Source organism: Actinacidiphila bryophytorum (assembly GCF_016916835.1).
In the GTDB taxonomy this organism is placed as follows: Bacteria; Actinomycetota; Actinomycetes; order Streptomycetales; family Streptomycetaceae; genus Actinacidiphila; species Actinacidiphila bryophytorum.
Map to the genome: position 1 here is coordinate 310,972 of NZ_JAFFIX010000001.1, position 22,580 is coordinate 333,551.

General features: G+C 70.4%; 19 protein-coding genes and 2 tRNA genes. 17 read left to right on the forward strand and 4 right to left on the reverse strand.

The window, feature by feature from the left end; translation table 11 throughout:
* Positions 1 to 75 precede the first annotated feature (75 nt).
* Positions 76 to 270 (forward strand): hypothetical protein, encoded by a 195-nt coding sequence (locus JT723_RS01290; protein WP_033172851.1) that lies wholly within the window; start codon positions 76 to 78, stop codon positions 268 to 270.
* Here the strand turns inward: JT723_RS01290 and JT723_RS01295 are convergent.
* Complete coding sequence (locus JT723_RS01295) at positions 235 to 1,269, reverse strand: asparaginase (protein WP_205042444.1); 1,035 nt, start codon at positions 1,267 to 1,269, stop codon at positions 235 to 237. The genes JT723_RS01290 and JT723_RS01295 overlap by 36 nt on opposite strands.
* A 116-nt stretch (positions 1,270 to 1,385) precedes the next feature.
* Between JT723_RS01295 and JT723_RS01300 the strand changes: the two genes are divergently transcribed.
* Positions 1,386 to 1,838 carry an Lrp/AsnC family transcriptional regulator gene (locus tag JT723_RS01300; protein WP_205042445.1) on the forward strand — a complete coding sequence of 151 codons (453 nt, stop codon included), beginning with the start codon at positions 1,386 to 1,388 and terminating at the stop codon, positions 1,836 to 1,838.
* Between the two features lie 143 nt (positions 1,839 to 1,981).
* Here the strand turns inward: JT723_RS01300 and JT723_RS01305 are convergent.
* Positions 1,982 to 2,052: transfer RNA gene (locus tag JT723_RS01305), tRNA-Gly, on the reverse strand.
* Between the two features lie 110 nt (positions 2,053 to 2,162).
* On the opposite strand from JT723_RS01305, the gene JT723_RS01310 reads away from it, so the two are divergent.
* From JT723_RS01310 to clpX, 5 genes are all read left to right on the forward strand, one after another.
* Positions 2,163 to 2,239: transfer RNA gene (locus tag JT723_RS01310), tRNA-Pro, on the forward strand.
* 191 nt (positions 2,240 to 2,430) lie between these two features.
* Positions 2,431 to 3,789 (forward strand): trigger factor, encoded by a 1,359-nt coding sequence (tig, locus tag JT723_RS01315; RefSeq protein WP_205042446.1) that lies wholly within the window; start codon positions 2,431 to 2,433, stop codon positions 3,787 to 3,789.
* A gap of 253 nt (positions 3,790 to 4,042) precedes the next feature.
* Positions 4,043 to 4,651, forward strand: a complete 609-nt coding sequence (locus JT723_RS01320) for an ATP-dependent Clp protease proteolytic subunit (RefSeq protein WP_051674449.1) — start codon at positions 4,043 to 4,045, stop codon at positions 4,649 to 4,651.
* Between the two features lie 61 nt (positions 4,652 to 4,712).
* Positions 4,713 to 5,387, forward strand: coding sequence for an ATP-dependent Clp protease proteolytic subunit (locus JT723_RS01325; RefSeq protein WP_033172964.1), 675 nt, complete (start codon positions 4,713 to 4,715; stop codon positions 5,385 to 5,387).
* A 163-nt stretch (positions 5,388 to 5,550) separates the two neighbouring features.
* On the forward strand, positions 5,551 to 6,834 hold the full coding sequence (gene clpX, locus JT723_RS01330) for an ATP-dependent Clp protease ATP-binding subunit ClpX (protein WP_033172856.1): 1,284 nt from the start codon (positions 5,551 to 5,553) through the stop codon (positions 6,832 to 6,834).
* Between the two features lie 79 nt (positions 6,835 to 6,913).
* Here the strand turns inward: clpX and JT723_RS01335 are convergent, their stop codons facing one another.
* Both JT723_RS01335 and JT723_RS01340 read right to left on the reverse strand, forming a co-directional pair.
* The gene (locus JT723_RS01335; protein WP_205042447.1) at positions 6,914 to 7,879 is read right to left on the reverse strand and encodes a hypothetical protein; all 966 of its coding nucleotides are present in this window, start codon (positions 7,877 to 7,879) and stop codon (positions 6,914 to 6,916) included.
* Between the two features lie 113 nt (positions 7,880 to 7,992).
* Positions 7,993 to 8,997 carry a hypothetical protein gene (locus tag JT723_RS01340; RefSeq protein ID WP_240164881.1) on the reverse strand — a complete coding sequence of 335 codons (1,005 nt, stop codon included), beginning with the start codon at positions 8,995 to 8,997 and terminating at the stop codon, positions 7,993 to 7,995.
* Positions 8,998 to 9,079: 82 nt separating this feature from the next.
* On the opposite strand from JT723_RS01340, the gene JT723_RS01345 reads away from it, so the two are divergent.
* From JT723_RS01345 to JT723_RS01390, 10 genes are all read left to right on the forward strand, one after another.
* Positions 9,080 to 11,707, forward strand: a complete 2,628-nt coding sequence (locus JT723_RS01345) for a valine--tRNA ligase (protein ID WP_205042448.1) — start codon at positions 9,080 to 9,082, stop codon at positions 11,705 to 11,707.
* A 101-nt stretch (positions 11,708 to 11,808) separates the two neighbouring features.
* Positions 11,809 to 13,338: a bifunctional tetrahydrofolate synthase/dihydrofolate synthase gene (gene folC / locus JT723_RS01350; protein ID WP_251512798.1), complete on the forward strand. Its 1,530-nt coding sequence runs from the start codon at positions 11,809 to 11,811 to the stop codon at positions 13,336 to 13,338.
* A gap of 12 nt (positions 13,339 to 13,350) precedes the next feature.
* Complete coding sequence (locus JT723_RS01355) at positions 13,351 to 13,686, forward strand: DUF4233 domain-containing protein (RefSeq protein WP_205042450.1); 336 nt, start codon at positions 13,351 to 13,353, stop codon at positions 13,684 to 13,686.
* A gap of 66 nt (positions 13,687 to 13,752) precedes the next feature.
* Positions 13,753 to 14,166: a nucleoside-diphosphate kinase gene (gene ndk, locus JT723_RS01360; RefSeq protein WP_205042451.1), complete on the forward strand. Its 414-nt coding sequence runs from the start codon at positions 13,753 to 13,755 to the stop codon at positions 14,164 to 14,166.
* 197 nt (positions 14,167 to 14,363) lie between these two features.
* On the forward strand, positions 14,364 to 15,386 hold the full coding sequence (locus tag JT723_RS01365; protein ID WP_205042790.1) for a rod shape-determining protein: 1,023 nt from the start codon (positions 14,364 to 14,366) through the stop codon (positions 15,384 to 15,386).
* A 126-nt stretch (positions 15,387 to 15,512) separates the two neighbouring features.
* The gene (mreC, locus tag JT723_RS01370; RefSeq protein ID WP_205042452.1) at positions 15,513 to 16,505 is read left to right on the forward strand and encodes a rod shape-determining protein MreC; all 993 of its coding nucleotides are present in this window, start codon (positions 15,513 to 15,515) and stop codon (positions 16,503 to 16,505) included.
* A 3-nt stretch (positions 16,506 to 16,508) separates the two neighbouring features.
* A complete protein-coding gene (mreD, locus tag JT723_RS01375; RefSeq protein WP_205042453.1) occupies positions 16,509 to 17,153 on the forward strand; it encodes a rod shape-determining protein MreD in 645 nt (214 codons plus the stop codon).
* The gene (mrdA, locus tag JT723_RS01380; RefSeq protein ID WP_205042454.1) at positions 17,150 to 19,396 is read left to right on the forward strand and encodes a penicillin-binding protein 2; all 2,247 of its coding nucleotides are present in this window, start codon (positions 17,150 to 17,152) and stop codon (positions 19,394 to 19,396) included. The genes mreD and mrdA overlap by 4 nt, the downstream gene beginning before the upstream one ends.
* Positions 19,393 to 20,592 (forward strand): rod shape-determining protein RodA, encoded by a 1,200-nt coding sequence (gene rodA, locus JT723_RS01385; protein ID WP_205042455.1) that lies wholly within the window; start codon positions 19,393 to 19,395, stop codon positions 20,590 to 20,592. Before mrdA ends, rodA begins: the two co-directional genes overlap by 4 nt.
* Positions 20,593 to 21,056: 464 nt before the next feature.
* A complete protein-coding gene (locus tag JT723_RS01390; protein ID WP_205042456.1) occupies positions 21,057 to 22,565 on the forward strand; it encodes a CYTH and CHAD domain-containing protein in 1,509 nt (502 codons plus the stop codon).
* Positions 22,566 to 22,580 lie beyond the last annotated feature (15 nt).

A 22,580-nucleotide genomic window follows, 5' to 3' on the forward strand; every position in this document is an offset into this window, starting at 1 on the left:
CCATGGATACGGGCGAGGCGGGGGCGCGGCGCGGTCCCCGGACCGGCAAGGAACCTGAAGAGGAAGTGATCCGCTGTGGTTATCTCCCTGTCCGCCGCACTGTTGCTCGCGATCGTCCTGGTGGTGATGATCCGGTCCAAGACGATAAAGGTGGGTCCCGCGATCGTCGCCGCCCTCTTCGGCTTCTTCCTGGCGTCCACGGACATGGCGCCGGACATCAACCGCTTCCTGAACTCAGTGGCCGACACCATCAACCAGATAAAGCTCTGACGCCGGGGCAGGCCCTGGGGCGGTGTCCAGCACCCGGCGCAGCTCCACGTCGGCCTCCTCGGCGTCCCGGACGGCCAGCAGTGTCGCGAGTACGGCGATACGGGCCTGCCCCGGCTTGAGGGTGCCGGTCAGCAGGGCGCCGGCCGCGGCCAGGTCCACGGCGCCGCCGCCGGTGTAGAGCGGTGCCACGGCGCCGGCCGCGACCCGGGTGCTGACCGCGACCTTGACCCCGGACGCGACGGCCCGGCGCACGGCGTCGGCGATCTCCGGGTTCGCGTTGCCCGCGCCGGTGCCGACCAGCACGATGCCGCGGGCGCCGGCGGCGACGGCGGCGTCGAAGAGCACCGCGTCGGCGTCGCTGTGGTGCATGACGATGTCCACCCGGGCCGCCACCGCGGTGTCGCGCTCCGGCAGCGGCAGCGGCGCCCTGCGCGGCTGCCGGCGCGCCCAGCTCACCCGGCCGAACTCGACCCGGCCCAGCGGCTGCCCGTCGGGGGCGCCGAAGGCCCGCGCGTCGACGGTGTGCCGCTTGACGGTGCCGCGGGCGGCGAAGACCTGGCCGGCGAAGACGATGACGGCGCCGATGTCCCGGCCGGAGACGGCCGTCAGCAGTGCGTCGTAGAGGTTGCCCGCCGCGTCCCCGTCCGCCGCGTCCAGCGGCTGCTGGGCGCCGGTGAAGACCACCGGGCGCCGGTCGCCGTGGAAGAGGTCGACGAAGAAGGCGGACTCCTCCAGCGTGTCGGTGCCGTGGGTGACCACGACGCCGTCCACCTCGGGGTCGGCGAGCGCGTCGTGGACCGCGTGCAGCAGCCGCAGCTGGTGGTCGGTGGTCAGGCGCGAGCTGTTGACCGTGAAGAGGTCCACGACCCGCACTTCGACGTCCTCGGGCACCGCGCCGGCTTCCAGCACTTCCTGCCCCGCGGCCTCGGCCGCGTAGCCGTCGCCCTGCCAGCGGCTGGCGATGGTCCCCCCGGTGCTGATGACCACGACGTGTCGCACGATGCCTTCGCCTCCACTGCTGATACCGGTCTCCCTGCAATGATATGCGCGTAGACCCGCCATATGATTGCTAATACCGGCTGGTATCCGAGTGAAACCTGGCTGATACTGCTGCCATGGACGCCATCGACAGAAGTATCTTGCGCGAACTCCAGGCCGACGGCCGGCTGACCAACCAGGAACTGGCCCAGCGGGTCGGCCTGACCCCCTCCCCGTGCCTGCGCCGGGTGCGCCAGCTGGAGGACGACGGGGTGATCCAGACCTACCGCGCGGTGGTCGACCCCGCGGCTGTCGGCCGCGGCTTCGAGGTCTTCGCCTCGGTCGAGGTCCACCGCGACCGCGACTCGGTGGCGGCCTTCGAGGCCGAGGTCCAGTCCACCACCGACGTGGTCGAGGCCTACCGCCTCTACGGCGCCCCCGGCTGCCTGCTGCGCATCGCGGTGGCGGACTCCGACGCCTACGAGCACTTCTGGACCGACAAGCTGATCGCCCTGCCGGGCGTGAGCGACGTGAACTCCCAGATGATCATGCGCCGCATCAAGTCCCCCCAGGGCATCCCGGTCGACTAGGCCGTGTTTTGGAAGTAGCGCCGTCCGCCCACGGGGCAGGCGGGACTTCCAAAACACGGCCTAGCCCGCCCCCGCCCCCGCCCTCGCCCCGGACAGCACGAAGCCCCCGGTGACCGGGTCGGAACCCGGGCCGGAGGCCACAGAGCGGGCGACGGGAATCGAACCCGCGTAGCTAGTTTGGAAGACTAGGGCTCTACCATTGAGCTACGCCCGCAGCGCCTAGATTCTGGCACACCGCACGGTAGTCGGTCGAACCGGATGAGCGGCGGGTGGAATAGCGGCCGCCCACGGTCGATGGTGCATGTACTCTACGTGTCGCACCAGCGGGGTGTGGCGCAGCTTGGTAGCGCGTCCGCTTTGGGAGCGGAAGGCCGTCGGTTCGAATCCGGCCACCCCGACCAGCAGTTCTGCGCGGGCCTGCGCGCGGCGTGGCGCCGGCCGGAGGGCCTCCGTCCGACCCCGCTCGGCGGGCTTTGTGGTACCGGTAGGATGGGCCGCTGGCGACCGGGCACGCGGCAAGGCCGAGTGCCGGACGTACGACTCGTACCGAAGGTCCGCCCCCATCAACGTAAAGCCCCAAGGAGACCCAACCGTGAAGAGCGCCGTCGAGACTCTGAACCCGACCCGGGTTCGACTCACTGTCGAGGTGCCCTTCGAGGAGCTCAAGCCCAGCCTCGACGCGGCGTACAAGAAGATCAACGACCAGGTCACGGTGCCGGGCTTCCGCAAGGGCAAGATCCCTGCGCGCGTCATCGACCAGCGGTTCGGCCGTGGCGCGGTCCTCGAAGAGGCCATCAACGACGCGCTGCCGAAGTTCTACACGGAGGCGGTCAACGAGGGCGAGCTGAACGTGCTCGGGCAGCCCGACGTCGACATCACCGAGTTCAACGACGGCGACGAGCTGAAGTTCACCGCCGAGGTGGACATCCGGCCGGCCATCGAGATCCCGGACTACTCCGGCATCGAGGTCACCGTCGACGCCGTCGAGGTCAGCGACGAGGACGTCGAGAAGTCCCTGGAGCAGCTGCGGGACCGCTTCGCCTCCACCAGCACCGTGGACCGCCCGGCCGCCGAGGGCGACGTCGTCGTGGTCGACCTGGAGGCCTCGGTCGACGGCGAGGTGCCCGGCGACGGCATCGCCAAGGCCGTCAGCTACACCATCGGCTCCGGCCAGCTGCTCGACGGCATCGACGAGGCCGTCACCGGCCTGTCCGCCGGCGGCTCCGCGACCTTCGCCTCCGAGCTGAAGGGCGGCTCCGCCGCCGGCAAGCCGGCCGAGGTCAAGGTCGAGGTCTCCGATGTGCAGGAGCGCGAACTGCCCGCCCTGGACGACGACTTCGCCCAGCTGGCGAGCGAGTTCGACACGCTGGAGGAGCTGCGGGCCGACAGCCGCAAGCGCCTGGAGTCGATGAAGCAGTACGACCAGGCGACGGCCGCCCAGGAGAAGGTCCTCGACGCGCTCATCGAGCTGACCGAGGTCCCGATCCCGGAGAAGCTGCTCAAGGACGAGATCGAGACCAGGACGCACAACCTGGAGCACCACCAGTTCCCGCAGATGGGGCTGACCTGGGACTCCTACCTGGAGCGCGAGGGCAAGACCCGCGAGGAGTACGACGCGGAGCTGGAGGCCCAGGCGGTCAAGGGCATCAAGACCCAGTTCATCCTGGACGAGCTGGTCAACAAGGAGAAGCTGTCGGTCAACCAGGAGGAGCTGACCGAGCACCTCATGCGGCGGGCCGCGACCTCCGGTATGAGCCCCGACCAGTTCGCGCAGGCCGTCGTGGAAGGCGGCCAGGTCCCGATGCTGGTCGGCGAGGTCGCCCGCGGCAAGGCGCTGGCCGTCGTCGTCGAGGCCGCCAAGGTCACCGACTCCAACGGTGAGGTCGTCGACCTCGCCGACGAGGAGGACGAGGAAGCGGACGCCGCTGCCGCCGAGGCCGATGAGGCCTGAGGCCTGAGCCCACAGGAGGCGCTGGGGGTACCCCCAGCGCCTCTGAATGACCGGGGCGCCCCGAGGGCGCGGGAGCCCATGCGCTCAGAGCGAAATGGTGGCCGTACAGGATTGTCGGCCACCACCCGCGCGTTAGGGTCCGTAAGGAGAAAGGGTGCAGTCCCCGGCCGGGGGCGGCACCCGGCCCAGACGAAGACCCTGTGACGGCATGTCTACCGTCCGACAACGAGCAGGTGGATACGTGACGACTCCGATGCCTTCCGCCGCCGGCGAGCCTAACCCCGGTGGACTCGGCGACCAGGTCTACAACCGACTGCTCGGCGAGCGAATCATCTTCCTCGGCCAGGCGGTCGACGATGACATCGCCAACAAGATCACCGCGCAGCTGCTGCTGCTGGCCGCTGAGCCGGACAAGGACATCTTCCTCTACATCAACAGCCCCGGCGGTTCCGTGACCGCGGGCATGGCGATCTACGACACGATGCAGTTCATCCAGAACGACGTCGTCACGATCGCCATGGGCATGGCCGCCTCGATGGGGCAGTTCCTGCTCACCGCCGGCACCCCAGGCAAGCGCTTCGCGCTGCCGAACACCCGCATCCTGATGCACCAGCCCTCCGCGGGCCTCGGCGGCTCGGCCACCGACATCAAGATCCAGGCGGAGCAGCTGCTGCACACCAAGCGCCGCATGGCCGAGCTGATCGCCCAGCACTCCGGCCAGACCTTCGAGCAGATCACCAAGGACTCCGACCGCGACCGCTGGTTCTCGGCCGAGGAGGCCCAGGAGTACGGCCTGCTGGACGGGGTCATGCTCTCCGCCGCGCACGTGCCCGGCGGCGGCGGCACCGGTGCGGCCTCCTGAGCCGCGGCCCGGCCCTGATCACTCGAAGCTCTTCATCACCAGGACGGTGGACGTGAATCCCATGAACTTCCCCGGCAGCGGCCTGTACGAGCGCACCGAGGCCGAGCGCCCCGGCGTGTTCGGCGCCGAGGCCCGCTATGTCATCCCGCGCTTCGTGGAGCGCACCTCGCAGGGTGTGCGCGAGTACGACCCGTACGCCAAGCTCTTCGAGGAGCGGGTGATCTTCCTCGGCGTGCAGATCGACGACGCGTCGGCCAACGACGTCATGGCGCAGCTGCTGTGCCTGGAGTCGATGGACCCCGACCGGGACATCTCGGTCTACATCAACAGCCCCGGCGGCTCGTTCACCGCGCTCACCGCGATCTACGACACGATGCAGTTCGTGAAGCCGGACATCCAGACGGTCTGCATGGGCCAGGCGGCGTCCGCCGCGGCCGTGCTGCTGGCCGCCGGCAGCCCCGGCAAGCGGATGGCGCTGCCGAACGCGCGGGTGCTGATCCACCAGCCGTACAGCGAGACCGGCCGCGGGCAGGTCTCCGACCTGGAGATCGCGGCCAACGAGATCATCAGGATGCGGCAGCAGCTGGAGGAGATGCTGGCCAAGCACTCCACCACCCCGATCGAGCAGATCAGGGACGACATCGAGCGGGACAAGATCCTGACGGCGGAGGAGTCGCTGGCCTACGGCCTCGTCGACCAGATCGTCTCGACCCGCAAGACCTCTGTGAACGTCTGATCCACCCGGCAGGCGGTGCCGGACGCGTGCGGTCCCCCTGGACCCGGATGAGCGAGTACGTCCAAGGGGGACCCACTCGGGGGGCGCGGCAAGGTACCGTCGATGAGAGAAGCACCAGGCTCCGTTGAAGGCCGGCGGAACCCAGGCGAAGGGGAAAGACCTCGTGGCACGCATCGGTGACGGCGGAGACCTGCTGAAGTGCTCGTTCTGCGGAAAGAGCCAGAAGCAGGTGAAGAAGCTCATCGCAGGCCCTGGTGTGTACATCTGCGACGAGTGCATCGACCTCTGCAACGAGATCATCGAGGAGGAGCTGGCAGAGTCCTCCGAGGTCCGTTGGGAGGACCTGCCCAAGCCCCGGGAGATCTACGAGTTCCTGGAGGGCTACGTCGTCGGGCAGACGCCCGCCAAGAAGGCGCTGTCGGTGGCGGTCTACAACCACTACAAGCGCGTCCAGGCGGGTGAGAACGGCCGCCCCGGCCACGACGACGCGATCGAGCTGGCGAAGTCCAACATCCTGCTGCTCGGCCCCACCGGCTCGGGCAAGACGCTGCTGGCGCAGACGCTGGCCCGGATGCTGAACGTGCCGTTCGCCATCGCGGACGCCACCGCGCTGACCGAGGCGGGCTATGTCGGCGAGGACGTCGAGAACATCCTGCTCAAGCTGATCCAGGCGGCGGACTACGACGTCAAGAAGGCCGAGACCGGGATCATCTACATCGACGAGATCGACAAGGTGGCCCGCAAGAGCGAGAACCCGTCGATCACCCGGGACGTCTCGGGCGAGGGCGTGCAGCAGGCGCTGCTGAAGATCCTGGAGGGCACCACCGCGAGCGTGCCCCCGCAGGGCGGCCGCAAGCACCCGCACCAGGAGTTCATCCAGATCGACACCACGAACGTGCTGTTCATCGTGGGCGGTGCCTTCGCCGGTCTGGAGAAGATCATCGAGTCGCGGGCCGGCGCCAAGGGCATCGGCTTCGGCGCGACGATCCGCTCCAAGCGGGAGATCCAGTCCGCCGACCAGTTCCAGGAGATCATGCCCGAGGACCTGGTGAAGTTCGGGATGATCCCGGAGTTCATCGGCCGCCTCCCGGTCATCACCAGCGTGCACAACCTGGACCGCGAGGCGCTGCTGCAGATCCTTGTCGAGCCGCGTAACGCACTGGTGAAGCAGTACCAAAAACTGTTCGAACTCGACGGTGTGGAGCTGGAGTTCGAGCGGGGCGCACTGGAGGCCATCGCCGACCAGGCGATCCTGCGGCAGACCGGTGCGCGCGGCCTGCGGGCGATCATGGAGGAGGTGCTGATGTCGGTGATGTACGAGGTGCCCTCCCGCAAGGACGTGGCCCGCGTGGTGATCAGCGCCGACGTCGTGCACTCCAACGTCAACCCGACCCTGGTCCCGCGCGAGCCGCGGATCGTCGGCAAGGGCGAGCAGAAGAGCGCGTAGCCGTACCGCGTCGGTACGGAAAAGGGGGCGCCCCGGTCGCAGCGACCGGGGCGCCCCCTTCGTGTGCCTGGCGGCCGCCTTACGTGAGCGGCACCCGGACGTCCTTGCGGACCTTGGACAGCAGGTCGGCGGTGTCCTTCTCCGACATGCTGGCGTTGCTGCCGCCCATGATGGACGCGAAGTCCAGCGGCACGACGGTGCCCACCGTGCTCTTGTCCGCCCACAGGCAGATCGTGAAGGTGATCGGCGGCTGCGAGGTGTCCTCGGTGCTGGTGACCTTGGCGCTCTGGCACTCCACGACCGCGTCGTCGGCGCCCGCCGGGTGCACGGTGTTGGCCGAGCCGACCAGCTCGGTCTTGGAGTCGCCACCGTCGTCCTTGCTCGCGCCCTGGCGCAGCTCGGCCATCATGCCGTCGGCGAGCTTCTTCGGGTCCTTCACCTCGCCGTAGGCGCCGCTGAAGGACAGCAGTGTGCCGGTCGTCTCCGAGCCCTTGACGTAGCCCTGGGTGACGCGCTGCGGGTCGGTCATGCCGAGCGCCTTGAGCTTGGTGACGTCGCTGTCGTCGAAGCCCAGGTCGTTGGCGGTGGAGTTGTCGGTCTTCTTGTAGTCGGTGGCGACCGTCTCGGGGGTGATCAGCTTGTACTTCTTGTCGTCGCTGCCGCCCCCCTTGTTCACCACGAAGAAGACGCCGGCGCCGACCGCGACGAGCGCGACGACGGCACCGATGATGATCCCGGTGCGCTTGCCGCTGCCGCCCTGCGGCGGCACCGGCGGCTGCCCGTAGCCGTAACCGGGCTGCTGCGGCACCTGCCCGTAGGCGGGCTGGCCGGGCTGCTGCGGGTAGCCGTAGCCGGGCTGCGGCTGGCCGTACGCGGGCTGCTGCGGCGGCTGGCCGTACGGCGGCTGCGCGGGCTGGCCCGGCTGCTGCGGGTAGCCGTATCCCGGCTGGGGCTGGCCGTAGCCGGGCTGCTGCGGCGGCTGCTGGCCGTACGGGTTGGGCGGCTGCTGGCCGTAAGGGTTCGGCGGCGGCTGGTTGTTGCTCATTGGAACGAGGGTCCCCTCCGTTGACTTCGTCGGCCCATACTTGCGGATGCCCCGCGTCCTCTTCACCCGGGGTTACCGGATCGGTGCCCGCAACAGGCCCTGGAGGAAGGCGGTCAGCCCGCCAGCGGCACCCGGACGTCCTTGCGGACCTTGGCGAGCAGGTCCGCGGTGTCCGCCGCCGACATGCCCGTACCGGTGCCGTTGGTCAGCACCGTGAGGTCGAAGGGCGCGACGGTGCCGACCGTGCTGTAGTCCGCCCACAGGCACACCGACAGGGTGTACGCCTTGCCCGACGAGATGTCGGTGATCTTGGCCGTCTGGCACTCCACGACCGCGTCCTCCGCGCCCGCCGGGTGCATCGTCTGCGGCTGCCCCAGGAATTCGGTCTTGCTGTCCTTGTCGTCCTTGTCGGGGTCGTCGCGCAGCGACTTCATCATCGCGTCCGCGGTCTTCTGCGGGTCCTTGACGGTGCCGAACGCGCCCTCGAAGGACATCACCCGGCCGGCGACGTCGCTGCCCTGCAGATAACCGGCCTGCGCCTTCCGCGCGTCCGGCATGCCGTTGGCCGACAGCAGGGTCATGGTGTCGTCGTCGAAGCCGTCGGTGTCCTCGAACTCCGAGTCGTGCTGGATCTTGTAGTCCGCAGCGACGGTTTCCGGGGTGATCAGCTTGTACTTCTTGCCGTCGTCCTTCAGACCGCCGCCGCTGTCGCTCTTGTTGACGACGAGGAAGACGCCGGCGCCGATCGCGACCAGGGCGACGATCGCGCCGGCGATGATGCCGGTGCGCCTGCCGCTCCCGCCGCCCTGCCCCTGCTGCGGCGGCAGCGTGCCGTAGTCGTACGGCTGCTGGGGCTGCTGCTGCTGCGGGTAGCCGTACCCGGGCTGCTGGGGCGGAACCTGGCCGTAACCGGGCTGCGGTTGGCCGTATCCCGGCTGGGGCTGCCCATAGCCGGGCTGCTGCTGCGGGTAGCCGTATCCCGGCTGAGGCTGGCCGTAACCGGGCTGCTGCGGCGGCTGCTGGCCGTACGGGTCGGGCGGCTGCTGGCCGTAAGGATTCGGCGGCGGCTGGCTGTTGCTCATGGGCTCGGGTCCCCTCCCGTGGATGCCTTGCTTCATCTTCGCCGATCCTTTACGCCCCGCTTACCCCGGGGGGGCAACCGATTCGTAACAGCCCGGCACCCCACCGTAGAATCGGCGGGTGACCGACAACACTCAGCGCCCCCACGACGGGCAGACCAGCGCCCCCGACCTGCCGACGACCTACGCGCCGGCCGACGTGGAGGGGCCGCTGTACGAGCGCTGGGTAGAGCGCGGTTACTTCGAGGCGGACGCCAAGAGCGACAAGCCGCCCTACGCCGTCGTCATCCCGCCGCCCAACGTCACCGGCAGCCTGCACCTGGGCCACGCCTTCGAGCACACGCTGATCGACGCCCTGACCCGCCGCAAGCGCATGCAGGGCTACGAGACGCTGTGGCAGCCCGGCATGGACCACGCCGGCATCGCCACGCAGAACGTCGTCGAGCGCGAACTGGCCAAGGAGGGCAAGTCCCGGCACGACCTGGGCCGCGAGGCCTTCGTCGAGCGGGTCTGGCAGTGGAAGGCCGAGTCCGGCGGGCAGATCTCCGGCCAGATGCGCCGCCTCGGCGACGGCGTCGACTGGTCCCGCGAGCGCTTCACCATGGACGAGGGCCTGTCGAGGTCCGTCCAGACCATCTTCAAGCGGCTCTACGACGACGAGTTGATCTACCGCGCCGAGCGCATCATCAACTGGTGCCCGCGCTGTCTGACCGCCATCTCCGACATCGAGGTCGAGTACGACGAGGAGGACGGCGAGCTGGTCTCGATGCGCTACGGCGACGGCGACGACAGCATCGTCGTGGCCACCACCCGCGCCGAGACGATGCTCGGCGACACCGCGGTCGCCGTCCACCCCGACGACGAGCGCTACCGGCACCTGGTCGGCAGGACCGTCCGGCTGCCGCTGACCGACCGCTCGATCCCCGTCGTCGCCGACGCCCACGTCGACCCGCAGTTCGGCACCGGCGCGGTCAAGGTGACGCCCGCGCACGACCCCAACGACTTCGAGATCGGCCGCCGCCACGACCTGCCCGCCATCACGGTCATGGACGAGCACGCGGTCATCACCGCCGCCGGACCCTTCCAGGGCCTGGACCGGCTCGAAGCGCGCTCGGCGATCGTCGCCGCGCTGCGCGCCGAGGGCCGCATCGTCGCCGAGAAGCGCCCCTACCGGCACTCGGTCGGCCACTGCTCGCGCTGCAAGACGACCATCGAGCCGCGGCTCTCCATGCAGTGGTGGGTCAAGGTCGGCCCGCTCGCCAAGGCCGCGGGCGACGCGGTCCGCGACGGCCGGGTCGCCATCCACCCGCAGGAGATGGAGAAGCGGTACTTCGACTGGGTCGACAACCTGCACGACTGGTGCATCTCGCGGCAGTTGTGGTGGGGCCACCGCATCCCGGTCTGGTACGGGCCGAACGGCGAGACCGTCTGCGTCGGACCCGACGACGAGGCACCTGGAGAGGGCTGGACGCAGGACTCCGACGTCCTGGACACCTGGTTCTCGTCCGGCCTGTGGCCCTTCTCCACCATGGGCTGGCCCGAGCAGACCCCCGCGCTGGAGAAGTTCTACCCGAACGCGGTCCTGGTCACCGGCTACGACATCCTCTTCTTCTGGGTCGCCCGGATGATGATGTTCGGCCTCTACGCGATGGACGGCACCCCGCCCTTCCACACCATCGCCCTGCACGGCATGGTCCGCGACCAGTTCGGCAAGAAGATGTCCAAGTCCTTCGGGAACGCGGTCAACCCGCTGGACTGGATGGACACCTACGGCTCCGACGCGGTCCGCTTCACCCTGGCACGCGGCGCCAACCCCGGCATCGACGTGCCGATCGGCGAGGACTGGGTCCAGGCGTCCCGCAACTTCGCCAACAAGATCTGGAACGCCACCCGCTTCGCGCTGATGAACGGCGCCACCGTCGAGGGCGAACTGCCGCCCGCGGAGCAGCTGTCGGCGGTCGACCGGTGGATCCTGTCGCGGCTGGGCAGGACCGTCGCCGAGGTCGACGCGCTCTACGACGACTACCAGTTCGCCAAACTCTCCGACGCGCTCTACCACTTCGCGTGGGACGAGGTCTTCGACTGGTACGTCGAGCTGTCCAAGACCGTCTTCTTCGCCGGCGGCGAGGGCGCCCGGGTCTCCGGGCGGGTCCTCGGCGAGGTCCTCGACACGCTGCTGCGGCTGCTGCACCCCGTCGTCCCCTTCGTCACCGAGACGCTGTGGACGACGCTGACCGGCGGCGAGTCGCTGGTGGTCGCCGACTGGCCCGCGGACAGCGGCTTCCGCGACCCGGCGGCCGAGGCGGAGATCGCCGAGGTCCAGCGGGTCGTCACCGAGGTCCGCCGCTTCCGCAGCGACCAGGGCCTGCAGCCCGGCCAGAAGGTCCCGGCCCGGCTCACCCTCGACGGCACACTGCTGGCGCCGCACGAGGACGCCATCCGGCAGCTGCTGCGGCTGCAGCCGGCCGCCGACGGCTTCCACGCCACCGCGTCGCTGCCGGTCGCCGGCGTCACCGTCGAGCTGGACCTGTCCGGCGCGATCGACGTGGCCGCCGAGCGCAAGCGGCTCGCCAAGGACCTGGGCCTGGCCGAGAAGGAGAAGGCCGACGCGGGCCGCAAGCTCGGCAACGAGGCCTTCCTGGCCAAGGCGCCCGAGAAGGTCGTGGCCGGCATCCGGGCGCGGCTGGCGACCGCGGAGGCGGACATCGAGCGGCTCTCGGCCCAGCTGGCGGCACTGCCCCGTGCTTGAGGCCGGGTGCCCCGCAGGGGTGACGGCCAGGGCTGATGCCCGAGCGTGCAGGGGGTGGCCCTGGCCGTGAGGCCGGGGCCGCCTTCCGTAGACTGGTGGGCGTGACCGACCTCCCCCCGAACGGCGACCCCGCGGACGATCCGCACCTCCACGAAGCCGACGACGACCTCGCGCCCGGCGCAGGGCCGCGCGAGGCGGACATGGCCGTCATCGAGGCCGGCAGCCGTACGCTGCGGGCCGGCATCAGCCCGGTGTCCGCGGCCGACGACGTGCCCGCACGGCCCGCCGACCCCGCCGTCGACCGCGAGCTGCGGGAGGTCGAGGAGGAGCTGCTCGGGCGCTGGCCGGAGACCAAGCTCGACCCGTCGCTGGTGCGGATGGCCGCGATCATGGACGTGCTGGGCGAGCCGCAGCGCGCCTACCCGGCGATCCACATCACCGGCACCAACGGCAAGACCAGCACCGCCCGGATGATCGAGCGGCTGCTGCTCGCCTTCGAACTGCGCACGGGCCGCTACACCAGCCCGCACGTCCAGTCGGTCACCGAGCGGATCAGCCTGGACGGCGCCCCGATCAGCGCCGAGCGCTTCATCGAGACCTACCGCGACCTCCAGCCGTACATCGGCATGGTCGACGAGGCCCAGCCGCACCGCCTGTCCTTCTTCGAGGTGCTCACCGCGATGGCGTACGCGGCCTTCGCCGACGCACCCGTCGACGTGGCCGTGGTCGAGGTCGGCATGGGCGGCAGCTGGGACGCCACCAACGTGGTCGACGGGCAGGTCGCGGTGGTCACCCCGATCGCGCTCGACCACACCGACCGGCTCGGCGTCACCCCGGGCCAGATCGCCGTCGAGAAGGCCGGCATCGTCAAGAAGGACGCCACCGCCGTCCTGGGCAGGCAGCCCGCCGACGCCGCCCAGGTGCTGCTCAAGCGGGCCGTCGAGGTGGACGCCACGGTCGCCCGCGAGGGCATGGAGTTCGGCGTCGCCCACCGCGAGGTCGCGGTCGGCGGGCAGCTGCTGACGCTGCGCGGCCTGGGCGGCGAGTACGACCAGGTCTTCCTGCCGCTGCACGGCGAGCACCAGGCGCAGAACGCCGCGGTCGCGCTGGCCGCGGTGGAGGCCTTCTTCGGCATCGGCAGGATGCACCAGCGCACCCTGGACGTGGACACCGTGCGCGGCGCCTTCGCCGCGGTCACCTCGCCCGGCCGCCTCGAAGTGGTCCGCCGCAGCCCCACCGTGGTGCTGGACGCGGCGCACAACCCGGCGGGCGCGCAGGCCACCGCCGCGGGCATCCGCGAGGTCTTCGACTTCACCCACCTGGTGGGCGTCGTGGGCCCGAGCGGGGACAAGGACGTACGCGGGCTGCTGGAGGCCTTCGAGCCGGTGTTCGCCGAGATCGTGGTGACCCGCAACTCCACCAAGCGCGCCATGGACGTGGACGCGCTGGCGGCGCTGGCCGTCGAGGTCTTCGGCGAGGACCGGGTGCAGGTCGAACCGCGCCTGGACGACGCGCTGGAGGCGGCGATCACGCTGGCCGAGGACGAGGGCGCGTACGCCGGCGCCGGTGTGTTGGTCACCGGTTCGGTCATCACCGTGGGAGAGGCCCGGCTGCTGCTGGGCCGCAAGTAAGGGGCTGGGTCCATGCGGACGCTCTGTTCGAGCACGCTGATCGGCGAGTTCTTCGTCATCGGCTTCGCCGGGCTGGTCGCGATGAAGAATCCCGACCTGTCGATGGGCACCGTGTGGACGGTGTCGGGGATCGCCATGGGGCTGTGCGTCGTGCTGTGCGGCTTCCTCAAACGGCCGGGCGCACTGGTCGTCGGCTGGGCGCTGCAGGTCGGGCTGTTCGCCAGCGGCTTCGTCGTCGGTACGATGTTCTTCCTCGGGCTGGTCTTCGGCGGGCTGTGGTGGGCGTCGATCCACTTCGGCCGCAAGGTGGACGAGGCCAAGGCGCGGAACGCGGCGCAAGCAGCCTGAGACCCGCCTTGTAGGCTCGTCGTACCAGCAGTCCCACGTCTTCACGTATCCAGCAGGAGCCGCCCCGTGTCCATGCGCACCCTCGTCCTTCTCAAGCCCGACGCCGTACGCCGTGGCCTGGTCGGGGAGATCCTCGGCCGGATCGAGCGCAAGGCGGGCTGGACGGTCGCTGCCCTGGAAATGCGCACGCTGGACCGCGGAATCCTCGAACAGCACTACGCCGAGCACGTCGGACGCCCGTTCTACGAGCCGCTGGTGGCGTTCATGGAGTCCGGCCCCTCGGTGGCACTGGTGGTCGAGGGCGAGCGCGTCATCGAGGGCGTGCGCGCGCTGGCGGGGCCGACTGACCCGATTGCCGCAGCTCCGGGCTCCATCCGGGGGGACTTCGGCACGATCGTCCGGGAGAACCTGGTCCACGCCTCGGACTCCGAGGAGTCGGCGGAGCGCGAGATCAAGCTGTTCTTCCCCGGTCTGGCCTAACACCCCCGCCGGACAGGGCATATGTCGCGGTCGATCGGGAACCAAACATCCCGACACGGCGTCACCATTACAGAGGTCCGCTGTGTGTTCTGATGACAATGACGTCGGAACCCCGACTCCGCGCCGCACCGGTCGCGACTACGATGGAATCTCCGCTCAAGCTCGGGAAGGCCAGACGTATCCTCATGGCGAACAACATGTCGTTCATCGGCCGTGACATGGCTGTCGACCTCGGGACCGCCAACACGCTGGTGTACGTCAGGGGCCGCGGGATCGTTCTGAACGAGCCGTCCGTCGTGGCCGTGAACACCAACACGGGCGGCATCCTCGCGGTCGGCTCAGAGGCCAAGAAGATGATCGGCCGCACACCCGGCAACATCGTCGCGGTCCGGCCGCTCAAGGACGGCGTCATCGCCGACTTCGAGATCACCGAGCGCATGCTGCGGTACTTCATCCTCAAGGTGCACAGGCGCCGCTACCTCGCCCGCCCCCGGGTGGTCATCTGCGTGCCCTCCGGCATCACCGGCGTCGAGCGCCGTGCCGTGATCGACGCGGCCAACCAGGCGGGCGCGCGGACCGTGCACATCATCGAGGAGCCGATGGCCGCCGCGATCGGCGCGGGCCTGCCCGTGCACGAGGCCACCGGCAACATGGTGGTCGACATCGGCGGCGGCACCACCGAGGTCGCGGTCATCAGCCTCGGCGGCATCGTCACCGCCCAGTCCATCCGGGTGGCCGGCGACGAGCTGGACAACGCGATCATCCAGCACATCAAGAAGGAGTACAGCCTGCTGCTGGGGGAGCGCACCTCCGAGCAGATCAAGCTCACCGTCGGGTCGGCCTTCGCGACCAAGGACGACGAGGAGCACACCGAGATCCGCGGCCGCGACCTGGTCAGCGGACTGCCCAAGACCGTGGTCATCTCGGCGGCGGAAGTGCGCAAGGCCATCGAGGAACCCGTCAACGCGATCGTGGACGCGGTCAAGACCACCCTGGACAAGTGCCCGCCGGAACTGTCGGGCGACATCATGGACCGCGGCATCGTCCTGGCCGGCGGCGGTGCGCTGCTGCGCGGCCTGGACGAGCGGCTGCGGCACGAGACGGGCATGCCCATCCACATCGCCGAGACCCCGCTGGACTGCGTGGCGCTCGGCGCGGGCAAGTGCGTCGAGGAGTTCGAGGCACTGCAGCGTGTGCTCGACGCCGCCCCCCGCAGATGACGCGCGGCCCGCAGACGAGCCCGGCTAGCCGGACCATCCGCGTCATGCGAACCACAGCACAGTAGCTCCGACCGGCCGCGGCCCCACCGGCGGCGGGTCCGATGAGGAAGGCACGGACTGGCGCCCGTGAGGGACACAAAGGAGAGCCGGCTGCTGCTGGTGCTGCTGGTCGTGGTCGCGTTCGCGCTGATCACCGTGGACATCAGGGGCGGTGAGAACTCACCGCTCGACCGGCCGCGGCAGGCCGCACAATCCGTGTTCGGACCGGTCGAGAACGCCGTGTCCGGTGTCGTCGACCCGGTGGGCAACGCGGTGGACGCGGTGCGCGACTCGGGCGGCCGCAGCAGCACCATCAGCCGGCTGGAACGCGAGAACGCCGCGCTCAAGCAGCAGCTCGGCAGCAAGGACATCACCCGCAACCGGGCGCAGGAACTCGACAAGCTGCTCAAGACGGCGGGCGCCGGGCAGTACGCGATCAAGGGCGCGCAGGTCATCGCGATAGGAGCCGCCCAGGGCTTCTCCTGGACGGTCACCATCGACGCGGGCAGCCACGACGGCATCGCCCGCGACATGACCGTCATCAACGGCGACGGACTGGTCGGCCGGGTCACCACCGTCGGCCCCTCCACGGCGACCGTGCTGCTCGCCAACGACCCGGACTTCACCGTCGGCACCCGGCTGGAGAACTCCATGGAGCTGGGCTTCGCCAGCGGCCAGGGCGACCGCCCGATGCGGGTCCAGCTGCTCAACGGCAAGGCCGCCGTGCACAAGGGCGACCGCCTGGTCACCTTCGGCTCCGAGGCGGGCAAGCCCTTCGTCCCCGGGGTGCCGGTCGGCAAGATCGTCGGTGTCGACCCGTCAGGCGGCAACCTCACCAAGACCCTGCTGGTGCAGCCCTTCGTCGGCTTCACCCGGCTGGACGTCGTCGGCGTGGTCGTCGTCGGCCCCCGCACCGACCCGCGGGACAGCGTGCTGCCCCCCAGGCCCACCCCGTCGCCCAAGCCCAAGCCCAAGGCGCCCGCCTCGCCGACGACCCCCGCGTCGCCCGGCAGCACCCCGACCGGCGGCGCCCTGCCCCCGGCGACCCCCACCAACACGCCCACCAGCGGCAGGGGCTGACCCATGCGCCTGAACCGGATCCTGCTCCCCACCGTCCTGGTGGTCTTCGCGATGGTCGCCCAGGTCAGCGTGCTGGCCCGGCTCCACCTGCCGGGCGCGGTGCCCGACCTGCTGCTGCTGACCGTGCTGGGCTTGGCCATAAGCTACGGACATGTCGCCGGCTGCCTGATCGGCTTCTTCGCCGGGCTCCTCGCCGACCTGGCACCGCCCGCCGACCACGCCGTGGGCCGCTACGCCCTGGTGCTGTGCGTCATCGGCTACGCCGCGGGCCTGTTCAAGCCCGAGTCCGGCCGGCTGCGGACGGCCGCAGGCCCGATGCTCGTCGTCATCGGCGCGGCGATCGGCACCACCGTGCTCTACGCGGGCGTCGGCAGTCTCGTCGGCGACACCGCGGGCGCCCATGTGGGCCTGGCCAAACTGGTCTTCACCGCCACCGTCTACGACCTGCTGCTCGCGCCCTTCGTGGTGCCGCTGGTCATGGCGATGGCCCGGCGCTTCGACCACGACCCGCTCTCCGAGGACGCCGCGGGCGGCTACGGGGGCGGGCGCAGCCGTATGCGGACCGGTATCGCCCCGCAGCGCGCGGGACTCTTCCGCGGCGGCCGGATGGTCAAGGTCGGCTCGATGGCCAGGGGAGCACGGCGATGAGCGGCAACATTCCCGAGACCGGACGCACCACCCGGATCACCATCCGCCTGGTCATCCTGCAGATCCTGGTCGTCTCGCTGCTGCTGACCCTCGGCGGGCGGCTGTGGTACCTGCAGATCCGCAACGGCCAGCAGTACGACCAGAAGGCCGCGAGCAACCACATCCAGCAGGTCGTCACCCCCGCCGTGCGCGGGCAGATCCTCGACGACCGCGGTGTGCCGCTGGCCGACAACGAGACCAAGCTCGTCGTCTCCGCCAGCCGCACCGACCTGCTCAAGCAGGCCGACGACGGCAAGGCCGTACTCGACCGGCTGGCCGGTGTGCTCGGCATGAAGCCGGAAGAGGTCTCCGACAAGGTCCGGCTGTGCGACTCCGCGACGCCCAAGCCGTGCTGGAACGGCTCGCCCTACCAGCCCATCCCGATCACCGACTCGGCCACCACCCAGCAGGCGCTGCAGATCATGGAGCGCCGCGAGGACTTCCCCGGCATCACCGCGGAGCCCACCGCCGTCCGCCGCTACGCCGCCCCCTTCAAGGCCAACGCCGCCCAGGTGCTCGGCTACCTCGGCCCGGTCACCGACGACGAGGTCAGCGCCTCGGAGAAGACCGACACCCCGCTGCTGCGCTCCGACCAGATCGGCCGCTCCGGCCTGGAGAGCGTCTACGACAAGCAGATGCGCGGCACCGCGGGCGTCACCCGCTACGAGGTCGACAACCTCGGCCGGGTCATCGGCAAGGCCGGCGACACCCCCGCGGAGCCCGGCAGCAACCTGGTCACCAGCATCGACGCGCGCGTCCAGGCGGTCACCGAGAAGGAGCTCAACGACGCGATGGTGGCCGCGCGCAAGACGTACGACACCGTCTCGCACCAGAACTACAAGGCCGACTCCGGCGCCGCCGTCGTGATGGACAACCGCACCGGGCAGATCATCGCCATGGCGAGCCTGCCCACCTACGACCCCAACGAGTGGGTCGGCGGCATCTCGTCGAAGGCGTACAACACGCTGATGGACAAGAAGTCCGACTTCCCGCTGCTGAACCGCGCCATCCAGGGCCAGTCCGCACCCGGCTCCACCTTCAAGGTGGTGTCCACCAGCGCCGCCATCAACGCCGGCTACCCGCCGGACGGCAACTACCCCTGCACCTCCTCGATGATGATCGGCGACCGGGAGTTCAAGAACTTCGAGAACGAGAGCTTCGGCGACATCTCGCTCGGCCGCGCCCTGGAGGTCTCCTGCGACACCGTCTTCTACGGCATCGCCTACAACGAATGGCAGAAGGACGGCGGGACCAACCCCAAGAAGCCCAAGGACTGGTTCTTCAAGACCGCCCACCAGTTCGGCCTCGGCGCCAAGACCGGTGTCGACCTGCCCGGCGAGGTCACAGGGCGCGTGCCCGACCGCAAGTGGGCCTCCGACTACAACGACATGATGCAGGGCTACTGGTGCCGTACCGCCGCGGCCCACAAGAACGACAAGAAGAAGAGCTTCGAGGTCCAGATCTCGATCGAGAAGTGCGCCGACCACAACGTCATCCGCGCCGGTGACTCCGTCAACTACGCGATCGGCCAGGGCGACACCCTCGTCACCCCCGTGCAGATGGCCCGGGTCTACGCGGCGCTCGCCAACGGCGGCACCCTTTACCAGCCGACTATCGGCAAGGCCGTGATCAGCGCCGACGGCAAGACCGTCACCCCCATCAAGCCCAAGGTGTCGGGCAAGCTGCCCGACACCAAGGCCACCCTGAAGTACATCGACAAGGCACTCGCGGGCGTGGTCACCGAGGGCACCGCCGACTGGAAGTTCGGCGGCTGGCCGCAGGACAAGATCCCGCTGCACGCCAAGACCGGTACCGCCGAGGTCGAGGGCAAGCAGACCACGTCCTGGTTCGACACCTACACCAAGGACTACACGATCGTCATGACGATCTCCCAGGGCGGCACCGGCTCCGGCGCCTCCGGCGAGGCCGTCCGGCGCATCTACGAGGCCATGTACGGCATCACCAAGGACAGCGGCACGATCGACCCCAAGAAGGGGATCATGCCCAAGCCCGTCACCGCGCTGCCGAAGATCTCCGCGGACGGCGTCGCCACCGCGGCGTCCTACACGCTGCCGGCCGGCGACGACCTGTTCGCACCGGCCCCGGGCGGCTCCCACACCGCGGGCGGCGCCACCCAGGTGCTCGCCGCACTCGCGCCGGGACGTCCCGAGAAACTGCTGCTGGGCAGGCGGTACTGGTCATGAGCGTCTCCGGCTACACCACGATCCGCCGCTACACCCCGGAGAAGTCCACCCTGGGCAAGCTCTTCGCCCGGGACTCGATAGTGCGCCGGATGGACTGGCTGCTGCTCTTCGCCGCCCTGCTGCTGTGCGCCATCGGCACCCTTCTGGTGTACTCCGCCACCCGCAACCGCACCAGCCTCACCCACGGCGACCAGTACTACTTCCTGCTGCGGCACGTCATGAACGCCGGGATCGGCGCCGCACTCGGCATCGGCGCGGTCGTCATCGGCCACCGCAGGATGCGCGACGTCGTGCCCTTCTACTACGCCCTCGCCATCCTCGGCATCCTCGCCGTGCTCAGCCCGCTCGGCTCCACCGTCAACGGCGCGCACTCGTGGATCGTCATCGGCGGCGGCTTCTCGCTGCAGCCCTCGGAGTTCGTCAAGGTCGCGATCATCCTCGGCATGGCCGTGGTGCTCTCCGCCCGCGTCGACGCCGGCGACCGCGAACACCCCGACCACCGCACCGTCCTGCAGTCCCTGGGCCTTGCCGCACTGCCCATCGCGATCATCATGATGATGCCGGACCTCGGCTCCGTCATGGTGCTCGGCGCCATCATCCTCGGCGTGCTGCTGGCCTCCGGCGCGTCCAACCGCTGGGTCTTCGGCCTCATCGCCTCCGGCATCGTCGGCGCACTGCTGGTCTGGCAGCTCGGCATCCTCGACAAGTACCAGATCGACCGCTTCGCGGCCTTCGCCAACCCCGCGCTCGACCCCTCAGGCGTCGGCTACAACACCAGCCAGGCGCGGATCGCGATCGGCTCAGGCGGCCTGCTCGGCAAAGGCCTCTTCCACGGCAGCCAGACCACCGGGCAGTTCGTGCCCGAGCAGCAGACGGACTTCGTCTTCTCCGTCGCCGGCGAGGAACTGGGCTTCGTCGGCGCGGCCTTCATCATCCTGCTGATCGGCGTCATCCTCTGGCGCGGCTGCGCCATCGCCCGCGGTGCGACCGACCTCTACGGCACGATCGTCGCCGCCGGGATCGTGGCGTGGTTCGCCTTCCAGGCCTTCGAGAACATCGGCATGACGCTGGGCATCATGCCGGTAGCGGGCATCCCGCTGCCCTTCGTCTCCTACGGAGGGTCATCCATGTTCGCCAACTGCGTGGCCATAGGGCTGCTCCAATCCGTGAAGATGCAACGCCCGATGTCGGCGTAACCCTCCGCCTTGAGGGCGCCCTTACGCAGGGCGGTGCGCTTCCCCGGCCGCGGCGGCTCGGGGGGTGCCCTTGCGGCGGGGCCGAGCCATCAGGGGCGCGGGGAACTGCGCGCTCAGCCCCCGACCACGCGCGGGTCGTCTCCGTCCGAAAGGGGCTGTTCGGTCCGTGCCGGACCACCGGCGGGTGATGGGCTGGTCGCGCAGTTCCCCGCGCCCCTTTTGGCTTGCCCTCTGGGCGGAGGGTGAGCGTTTTTTGGGGGGGCGGGGAACTGCGCGCCAAGCCCCCACGCACGCGCGGGTCGTCACCGGCGCAAAGGGGCTGTTCGGTCCGTGCTGGACCACCGGCCGGCGAGCGAAGCGAGTGGGGGCACCCCCAGGCGAAGCCCTGGGGGAGGTTGCGCGCGCAGTTCCCCGCGCCCCTGGTGGTTGCCCTCTGGGGGAGAAGGGGAGGTACGGTCGGGCGTATGGGCGGCCGGGTGCGGGAGACGGAGCGGAAGTACGAAGCCGGCGAGGAAGCCGGCACCGTACGTGCGGACCTGGCCGGCCTGACGGCCGGCTCGCGCGCGCTCGACACGGTCCGCCTGGAGGCGGTGTACTACGACACCGCCGGCCTGGCCCTGGCCGCCCACAAAGTGACGCTCCGGCGGCGTACCGGCGGTGACGACGCCGGCTGGCACCTGAAACTGCCCTCCGCCGCAGCGGACACCCGCACCGAGGTGCAGGCCGACCTGACGCCGGCCGCGGACGGCCCCCCGCAGGAACTGCGGCAGGAGATCGCGGCGCTGGCCCGCGGCCAGGAGCTGCGCCCGGTGGCCCGGCTGCGCACCGCCCGCCGCCGCGTCCTGCTGCTGGACGAGCAGGGCGACACCCTCGCCGAGGTGGCCTACGACCGCGTCGAGGCCCAGGCCCTGCCGGACGGCAGCGAGTCGACGTGGAGCGAGGTCGAGGTCGAGCTGGGCGAGGCGGCCGGCGGCGACCCGGCGCTGCTGGACGCCGTCGAGGAGCGGTTCGCCGCGTCAGGCCTGCACCGCTCGGCCTCCGCGTCGAAACTGGCCCGGGCGCTGGGCGGGCTGCTGGTCGCACCGCCGGCGGGGCCGCCCGCGGTGCCGGGCAGCGCGGGCCAGACCGCGGTGGGCTACCTGCACGCCCAGCTCACGGCGATCCTCGCGCTCGACCCGGCCGTCCGCAGGGACGAGGAGGACGCCGTCCACCAGATGCGGGTCGCGACCCGCAGGTCGCGCAGCGCGCTCAAGAGCTTCCGCAAGGAACTGGACCGGGCGGTGACCGACCCGCTGGGTGCCGAGCTGAAGTGGCTCGCGGCGGTGCTGGGCACAGAGCGCGACCGTGAGGTGCTGGCCGAGCGCCTGTCGGCCCGGCTCACCGAGCTGGACGCGGGCCTGGCCACCGACGCGGTGAAGGACCGGCTGCACGCGCTGGCGGCCGACACCTCGACCGCGTCGCACACCGCGCTGCTGCACACCCTGGACGGCGCCCGCTACTTCGCCCTGCTCGACGCCCTCGAAGCGCTGACAGCGGCGCCGCCGTACCGCAAGGCGGCCCGCAAGCCCGCGGCGGAGGCCGCAGCCGCGACCGTGAAGCGCGACCTGGCGCGGCTGCGGCGCCGCATCGAGGCGGCGGTCGCGCTGGAGCCGGGGCCTGACAAGGACGTCGCCCTGCACGAGGCCCGCAAGGCGGCCAAGCGCGCCCGCTATTCGGGTGAGGCCGCGCAGCCGGTGCTCGGCGCGCGGGCGAAGGCGCACACCGGCCGGATGAAGTCGCTGCAGCAGCTGCTCGGCGAGCACCAGGACAGCGTGCTGTGCAGGACCGCGCTGGCCGGGGCGGCGCGGGACGCGGCGGCCGCGGGCGAGGACCCGGCGCCCTACGACGCGCTGCTGGCGGCCGAGCGGGCGCGGGCCGCGCAGGTCGAGGCGGAGCTGCCCGGGGCGTGGGAGCGCGCGGATCTGGAGGTCTGAGCGTCCGGGTACCCT